General features: G+C 73.5%; 8 protein-coding genes. 5 read left to right on the forward strand and 3 right to left on the reverse strand.

Annotation, left to right across the window (positions count from 1 at the left end):
- On the forward strand, positions 1-1,508 hold a 1,508-nt coding region (ptsP, locus tag VGX25_RS14305; protein WP_326918258.1), incomplete at its 5' end, for a phosphoenolpyruvate--protein phosphotransferase.
- Here the strand turns inward: ptsP and VGX25_RS14310 are convergent.
- From VGX25_RS14310 to VGX25_RS14320, 3 genes are read right to left on the reverse strand one after another with little or no spacing between them, the layout of a single operon-like run.
- Positions 1,505-2,026, reverse strand: a complete 522-nt coding sequence (locus tag VGX25_RS14310) for a class I SAM-dependent methyltransferase (RefSeq protein ID WP_326918259.1) — start codon at positions 2,024-2,026, stop codon at positions 1,505-1,507. The two genes, ptsP and VGX25_RS14310, sit on opposite strands and share 4 nt — an antisense overlap.
- On the reverse strand, positions 2,023-2,994 hold the full coding sequence (locus tag VGX25_RS14315) for a sigma-70 family RNA polymerase sigma factor (RefSeq protein ID WP_326918260.1): 972 nt from the start codon (positions 2,992-2,994) through the stop codon (positions 2,023-2,025). The genes VGX25_RS14310 and VGX25_RS14315 overlap by 4 nt, the downstream gene beginning before the upstream one ends.
- Positions 2,987-3,997: a sigma-70 family RNA polymerase sigma factor gene (locus tag VGX25_RS14320; protein WP_326918261.1), complete on the reverse strand. Its 1,011-nt coding sequence runs from the start codon at positions 3,995-3,997 to the stop codon at positions 2,987-2,989. Before VGX25_RS14320 ends, VGX25_RS14315 begins: the two co-directional genes overlap by 8 nt.
- A 22-nt stretch (positions 3,998-4,019) precedes the next feature.
- Here VGX25_RS14320 and VGX25_RS14325 point away from each other — a divergent pair, with 22 nt between their 5' ends.
- The 4 genes from VGX25_RS14325 to VGX25_RS14340 all read left to right on the forward strand — a co-directional run bounded on the left by VGX25_RS14325 (position 4,020) and on the right by VGX25_RS14340 (position 7,612).
- A complete protein-coding gene (locus VGX25_RS14325) occupies positions 4,020-4,985 on the forward strand; it encodes an o-succinylbenzoate synthase (RefSeq protein WP_326918262.1) in 966 nt (321 codons plus the stop codon).
- Between the two features lie 31 nt (positions 4,986-5,016).
- Entirely contained in the window at positions 5,017-5,610 is a 594-nt protein-coding gene (locus tag VGX25_RS14330; RefSeq protein ID WP_326918263.1) for a helix-turn-helix domain-containing protein, read from the forward strand.
- 1 nt (position 5,611) lies between these two features.
- Entirely contained in the window at positions 5,612-6,358 is a 747-nt protein-coding gene (locus VGX25_RS14335) for an SRPBCC domain-containing protein (RefSeq protein WP_326918264.1), read from the forward strand.
- 84 nt (positions 6,359-6,442) lie between these two features.
- The gene (locus VGX25_RS14340; protein WP_326918265.1) at positions 6,443-7,612 is read left to right on the forward strand and encodes an FAD-binding oxidoreductase; all 1,170 of its coding nucleotides are present in this window, start codon (positions 6,443-6,445) and stop codon (positions 7,610-7,612) included.
- Positions 7,613-7,682 lie beyond the last annotated feature (70 nt).

Genomic DNA, 7,682 nt, shown 5'->3' on the forward strand with positions numbered 1-7,682 from the left:
GGGTGGAGCCGGCCGTGGCCCCGGGGGAGGGGGAGCGGGCGGCGCGGGCGTTGGGGGTGGTGGCCGAGCAGTTGGTGGGGTTGGCGGGGGCGGCCAGCAAGACCGCGGCGGAGGTGCTGGAGGCGGAGGCGTTGATGGCCGCGGATCCGACGCTGGCGGAGGCGGTTGCGGGGCGGGTGGCGGCGGGGCGGCCGGCGGCGTGGGCGATCACCGAGGCGCTGGCGGAGCAGAAGGAGATCTTGGTGGGGCTGGGGGGATACATGGCGGAGCGGGCGGCGGATCTGGACGATATCCGGGATCGGGCGGTGGCGTACCTGCTGGGGTTGCCGATGCCCGGGGTGCCGGAGCCGGGGGAGCCGTTCGTGCTGGTGGCCGACGATCTGGCGCCGGCGGACACGGCGCGGCTGGATCCTGGGAAGGTGCTGGCGCTGGTGACGCGGCGCGGGGGGCCGACGAGCCACACGGCGATCTTGGCGCGGTCGTTGGGGTTGCCGGCGGTGGTGGCGTGCCCGGGGGCACTGTCGCTTGCGGACGGCACGGTGGTGGCGGTGGACGGGGGCACCGGCGAGGTGATCACGGTGTCCACTGTGGACGCGGTGGAGATCAGGGCGGCGGCGGAGCGGGAGCGGGGTCGGCTGGCCGACAGCTCCGGGCCGGGGCGGACGGCCGACGGGCATCCGGTGCAGCTGCTGCTGAACGTCGGGTCGGCGGACGATCTCAAAGGGACGGTGGACGCCGAGGGGGTGGGGTTGTTCCGCACTGAGTTCCTGTTCCTCGGGCGGACGCAGGCGCCGACGTTGGAGGAGCAGGAGCGGGCGTACGCCGACGTGTTCGCCAGGATGAGCGGGCGGAAGGTGGTGCTGCGGACGCTGGACGCGGGGGCGGACAAGCCGCTGCCGTTCCTCGGGTTGGAGCCGGAGGAGAACCCGGCGCTGGGGATCAGGGGGCTGCGGGTCGCGCGCGGCCACCCGCAGGTGCTGGCCGATCAGCTCGAGGCGGTGGCGCGGGCGGCGAAGTCGACCGGCGCCGAGGTGTGGGTGATGGCGCCGATGGTGGCGACCCGCACCGAGGCGGCGGCCTTCGCCGAGCAGGTGCGCGCGGCCGGGCTGCCGGTGGCCGGCGCGATGATCGAGATCCCGGCGGCGGCGCTGCGGGCGCACCGGCTGCTCGAGGTGGTGGACTTCCTCAGCATCGGGACCAACGACCTGAGCCAGTACACGATGGGCGCGGACCGGATGCGCGGGGAGCTGGCCGATCTGCTCGACCCGTGGCAGCCCGCGGTGCTCCAGCTCGTGGCGTCGTGCGCGGCCGCCGGTCGCGAGGCCGGCAAGCCGGTCGGGGTGTGCGGCGAGGCGGCCGGCGACCCGCGCCTCGCGCTGGTGTTCGCCGGGTTGGGCATCACCAGCCTGTCGATGTCGGCGCCGAGCATCCCGGCGGTCCGCGCCGCCCTCGCCGAGCACACGCTCGACGACTGCCGCCGCATCGCCAGGGAAGCACTGGATGCCTAGTGCTCGGCGATCACGCAGCCGATGGTCCCGCTCGGCAGGTCGTGCACCAGCACCTCGGCGACGGTGAAGCCGTGCGACGTCACCGTCTCCGCAAGGGCGGTCATGGCCGCACGGGTCTGGCTGGAGTCGAGTGGTTGGTACACGAGGAAAAGGCGACCGTCGGGGGCCAGGTGGTGCTTGATGATCTCCAGCTCCCGGTCGGGCCGGCCGCGCAGGATCACCGGCAGGTGGATGGCGAAGATCTTGTCGAACCGGGCGGCGCCGAGATCGGCCTCGTGCAGGGACGCGGTCTGCAACGACGCCACGCCGGCGGCCACGTAGTCCGCGTTGCGCCGCGCGGCCATCTCGATCATCGTGGCCGACCGGTCGACGGCGAGGATGCTGCCGCCGGACAGCTTCTCGCACACCAGGGTGACCGCGACCCCGTGGCCGCAGCCGATCTCCAGCACCCGGTCGGTGGGGCGGATGTCCATGGTGTCCACCGCCCACACCAGCCGGTCGGCCGCCTTCGTCCTCATAGGACCAACGGGAGGCCGAAGGCGCCGAACAGCTCCGCGTGGAACGCGGCGATCTCGACGATCCGGCCGTCCTCGATGCGGAGCAGGTCGACGGCGAACGCCCGGAACTCGGTGTCGCCAGGGGCACGGACGTAGAACGCCGCGGCGGGCTGGCGGTTGGCGGCGGTGGGCAGCAGCCGCAGCTCGCCGATGTAGCTCGCCGAGCTCTTGTCCAGGCTGCCGGACAGCGCCGTGGTGATCGTGTCGCGGCCCTCGTGCCACATCGGGTACGGGGGCATGACCGCCCGGGCGTCGGCGTGCAGCAGCTCGGCGATGGCGGCCACGTCGGACCGTTCGAAGGCGGCCATGAAGCGGTCGCGCAGCTCGAGCTCCTCCGGGGTCGGCGCGGCGGGCCGGGTCCAGTCGGAGCGGCGTTGCGGCAGGTGCTCGCGCAGCGTGCCGCGGGCCCGCTGCAGGGCGCTGTTGGCCGAGGCCACGCTGGTCTCCAGCAGCGCGGCGACCTCGGCGGCCCGCCAGCCCAGCACGTCGCGCAGGATCAGCACGGCCCGCTGGCGCGGCGGCAGGTGCTGCACGGCGGCGAGGAACGCCAGCTCGATCGTCTCCCTTGCGACGACCTCGGCGTCCGGTTCGTCGCCGGCCAGCAGGCTGTCCGGGAACGGCTGCAGCCACGGGATGTCGGTGCGCGGCGGCAGGTACACGTCGGGGGCCGACGCCGGCCCCAGGTCCTGCGGCAGCACCCGACGCGGCCGGCGGGCCAGCACGTCGAGGCAGGCGTTGGTCGCGATCCTGTACAGCCAGGTGCGCAGCGAGGAGCGGCCCTCGAAGTCCCCGCGCGCCCGCCACGCGCGCAGGAACGTCTCCTGCACCAGGTCCTCGGACTCGGAGAACGAGCCGAGCATCCGGTAGCAGTGCACCCGCAGCTCCCGCCGGTGCCGCTCGACCAGCTCCTGGAATGACGTCTCAAGCATCCTCATGGACGGTACCGACGTCCGAGCCGGGAAAAGTCATCGGTAGCTCGAAGATCGGGAACACCCGGGTGTCCATGAAGTTGGCGACGTGCGTGATGCCGGCCGGGCCAAGGGTGAGCACCTGCAGGATGAACGCCCGGAACTCGCCGGAGCCGGGGTCGCGCAGGTACATCCCGAGGCCGGGCTGGCCGTTGGCCTCGACCGGCAGGAATCGGAAGTCGCCCGGCCCGCCGGGGCAGCGGTGCTCCAGGTGCAGGCCGACCGGCTCGGGACCGCGGTACCACTGGGTGAACGGCGGCATCTCCCAGACGACGTCCTCGCTGAACAGCTCCACGATCGCCGGCACGTTCTTGGCGTGGAACGCGGTCACGTAGCGGTCGAGCAGCTCGCGCTGGTCGGCCGTGTCCGGCTCGGTGATCTCGTCCTCGGTCGGCGCGGTCCGGTCGAGCTGGGCCCTTGCCCGCTGCAGCATGCTGTTCACGGCCGCGACCGAGACGTCGAGCAGCTCGGCGACCTCGGCGGCCCGCCAGGACAGCACGTCGCGCAGGATCAGCACGACCCGCTGGCGGGCCGGCAGGTGCTGCAGCGCGGCGATCAGCGCGAGCCGGATGCTGGCCCGCGACGTGACGATCGCCGCGGGATCCGAGCCGTCGTCGGCCCCGACCTTGGCGTCCGGCACCGGCTCGAGCCAGGGCACCTCCGGCCGCTCCACCAGCCCGTCCTCCGGGCCGGACGGCCCGCCGAGCCCGGTCGGCATCGGCCGCCGCTTGCGGTTCCGCAGCGCGGTCAGGCAGGCGTTGGTGGCGATGCCGTACAGCCAGGTGCGCAGCGACGAGCGGCCCTCGAACCGGTCGTAGGCGCGCCAGGCCCGCAGGTAGGTCTCCTGCACGAGATCCTCGGCGTCGTGCACCGAGCCGAGCATCCGGTAACAGTGGGCGAGGAGCTCCCGCCGGTACGGATCCGCCCGGGTCAGGAAGTCCTCGTCCCCCAGGGCCGTGGTCATGCCCCCACCTTGCCATGCCGGTATGACTGGATCCGTGTTCGACTCCGTGCTGGTGTACGCGATCCCGATGACGACCCGGTTCCGGGGGATCACGGTGCGCGAGGGGATGCTGGTCGAGGGGCCGGCCGGGTGGGGGGAGTTCTGCCCGTTCCCGGAGTACGGCGACCGGGAGGCGGCGCACTGGCTGGCGGCGGCGGTGGAGGCGGCGACGGTGGGCTGGCCGGCGCCGGTGCGCGACCGGATTCCGGTCAACTGCACCGTTCCGGCCGTGGGGGCCGAGCGCGCGCACGAGCTCGTGGCGGCGTCGGGGTGCCGGACGGCCAAGGTGAAGGTGGCCGACCATCCCGGGTCGCTGCCCGAGGACCTGGCCAGGCTGGAGGCGGTGCGCGACGCGCTCGGCCCGGATGGCGCGGTCCGGTGCGACGCCAACGGGGCGTGGGAGGTCGACACCGCGGTCGCCGTGATCCCCCGGCTCGACCGGGCCGCGGGTGGGCTGGAGTACGTGGAGCAGCCGTGCCGCACGGTGGCGGAGCTGGCGGCCGTGCGCCGCCGGGTGGCTGTCCGGATCGCCGCGGACGAGTCGATCCGGCGGGCCGAGGATCCGCTGCGGGTGGCGGTCGCCGGCGCGGCCGACGTCGCCGTGCTCAAGTGCGCCCCGCTGGGTGGGGTCCGCCGCGCGCTCGAGGTCGCCGCGGCGGCCGGGCTGCCGTGCGTGGTGTCCTCGGCCCTTGAGACCAGCGTGGGGCTGGCCGCCCAGCTCGCCCTGGCCGGCGCCCTGCCCGAGCTCGACTTCGCCTGCGGCCTCGGCACCCTCCCCCTGCTCGGGGCCGACGTCGTCCCGGCGGCGGACTCGCTGCGACCGGTGGACGGATATCTCCCGGTGCCGCGCAGGCCGCCCGCTCCCGACCCGGCCCTGATCATCGAGCCCCCGCCCGAGCGCGCCGCCTGGTGGCACGACCGGCTCAGCCGACAATTAGAACTGTCTTGACAAAAAATTTTGTCGGTGACACGGTTGGTCCATGTTGGACGTGACGGTGATCGAGGACCCGGCGGCCGCCGAGGTGTGCATGGACCCGGTGCGCGCGCGGCTGCTGGCCGAGCTGGCCGAGCCGAAGTCGGCCACGATGCTGGCCGGGTCGGTCGGGCTGCCCCGCCAGAAGGTCAACTACCACCTGCGGATGCTCGAGCAGCACGGGCTGGTGGAGCTGGTCGAGGAGCGCCGCAAGGGCAACGTCACCGAGCGGCTCATGCGGGCCACCGCCGCGTCCTACGTGATCTCGCCGCTGGCGCTGGCGGCCGTGCAGCCCGACCCGGACCGCGCGCCCGACCGGCTGTCCGCCCGCTGGCTGCTCGCCGTGGCCGCCCGGCTGGTGCGCGAGATCGGCGTGCTGATCACCGGGGCGAGTCGGGCCGGCAAGCGGGTCGCCACGTACGGCCTCGACGCCACGATCCGGTTCGCCTCTGCGGCCGACCGGTCCGCGTTCGCCGAGGAGCTCACCGGCGCGGTCGCCGCGCTGGTCGCCAAATACCACGACGACGCCGCAACGGGCGGGCGCGAGCATCGCGTGATCGTCGCGGTCCACCCGAGTGTCCCTACGGAGAAGGAGAACTGAGATGCACGAGTTCGAGATCCGCGAGGAGATCACCATCGACGCCAGGCCCGAGGAGGTGTGGAACGCGATCGCCACCGGTCCGGGAATCGACGCCTGGTTCATGGGACACACCGAGCTGGAACCCCGCCTCGGCGGCCGGGCCCGGATGGAGATGCCCGGCTGGACCGCGGAGTCCACCATCACCGCGTGGGAGCCCGGCCGGCACTTCGCCTACAAGGGGGACGAGAACCCGGACGGCACGTTCATGGCGTTCGAGTACCTGATCGAGGGACGCGGCGGGAGCGGCACCGTGCTCCGCTTCGTCCACAGTGGATTCCTCGGTGACGACTGGGAAACCGAGTACGACGCGCTGACCAACGGCGACCGTATGTACCTGGAGAAGCTCGCCGTCTACGCCAGCCACTTCGCCGGCAGGACCGCCACCTACCACCTGTTCACCCTCGGGCCGCAGGTCGCCGACCGGGACAAGGTGTGGGCCGCCTACCGCGACGCGCTCGGTCTCGGCGAGACGGTCGAGGTCGGTGACAAGGCGCGGGTGGCCGTCGAGGGCCTGCCCCCGGCCGACGGCGTCGTCGAGTTCGTCCGGCTGCCGTACTGGGTCGGGGTGCGCACCGACGACGGCTTCTACGCGCTGATGTGGGGGCACCAGGACACCCCGGTGGTCGAGTACTCCGCGTTCAACGCCGACGTCGACGGCGCGCGGATCGAGCGGGCCTGGCAGTCCTGGCTGGCCGCGCAACTCGCCTGAAATTCCTCCGCCGGCGATGTCGATTCGGTCGAGCCCGGTCCGACGTCTTGGTGAGAGGCGCCAGAGACGTCGAAGGAGCTAGGAATGATCACCAAGTCGGTTTTCGAGGCCAGCACCACCGCTGACGTGCGGGCGGCCGTGTTCGCGGCCCGGCACCGCGGCCTGCCGCTCGCCGTGTACGCCACCGGGCACGGGTCGCAGGAGCCAGGGGACGGCGCCGTGGTGATCAGGACCGCCGGCATGGCCGGGGTGCTCGTCGATCCCGATCGGCGCATCGCGCGGGTCGGGCCGGGGGCGCGGTGGGGCGACGTGATCTCCGCCGCGGCCCCGTTCGGCCTTGCACCGCTGTCCGGCACGTCGCCGTCGGTGGGGGTCACCGGCTACACGCTCGGCGGCGGGCTGGGATGGCTGTCCCGCCGGTACGGCCTCGCCGCCGACAGCGTGGTGCGGGCCGACATCGTCACCGCCGACGGGTCGCTGCACACCGTGTCGGCCGACCGCGAGCCGGACCTGTTCTGGGCGATCCGCGGCGGCGGCGCCAACTTCGGCGTGGTCACCGCGCTGGAGTTCCGGCTCTACCCGGTCGCCACGGTGCACGCCGGCGTGGCGACGTTCCCGCTGGACCGGGCCGCCGACCTGCTGGCCTACTACCGCGACTGGGCGCCGGCCATGCCCGACGAGCTGACCGCGAACATCGTGCTCGGCAAGGAGTCGGTCGCCGTCCGCGGGATGTACGCCGGGTCGGCAGAGGACGCCAGGTGCGCGCTGGCCCCGCTGTGGCGGGTGGCCGGCACGCCGCTGCGCGACGGCTGGCGGACCATGGGCTACACCGAGTCCGGCACGATCGGCGGCACCGCGCCGAAGCAGTTCAACCTGCTCGCCGAGGTGCCCGACGCCGTGCTCTCGGCCGCCGTCGAGGCCGTGCGCGGCGACGCCAACGCCGTCGAGCTGCGGCACTGGGGCGGCGCGATGTCCCGGGCCACCGCGGACTCCGGGCCGGCCGGCCATCGCGACGTGCCGTTCTCGATCGTCGTCGACGGTCCCGCCGAGGCGGCCGCGCCGATCGCCGCGCACGCCACCGGCGGCTCGTTCCTGAACTTCCTGCACGACTCGACCCGCACCCGCACCGCGTACACGCCGGACAACTACCGGCGGCTGCGCGAGGTCAAGCGGGCCTACGACCCGGACAACGTGTTCGGCCTGACGCACAACATCCCGCCGGCCGAGCGGCCCGCCGGGCGGGTGGCCTCCTAGCAGTGTTTTCTAGCTCGGGCAAGGCCGCCGGGCGCCTTCGGCGCCGGCCTTGGGTCGGGTTGGCTGGGGG

It is taken from the genome of Actinophytocola sp., assembly GCF_035942955.1.
Taxonomy (GTDB): Bacteria; Actinomycetota; Actinomycetes; order Mycobacteriales; family Pseudonocardiaceae; genus DASYTH01.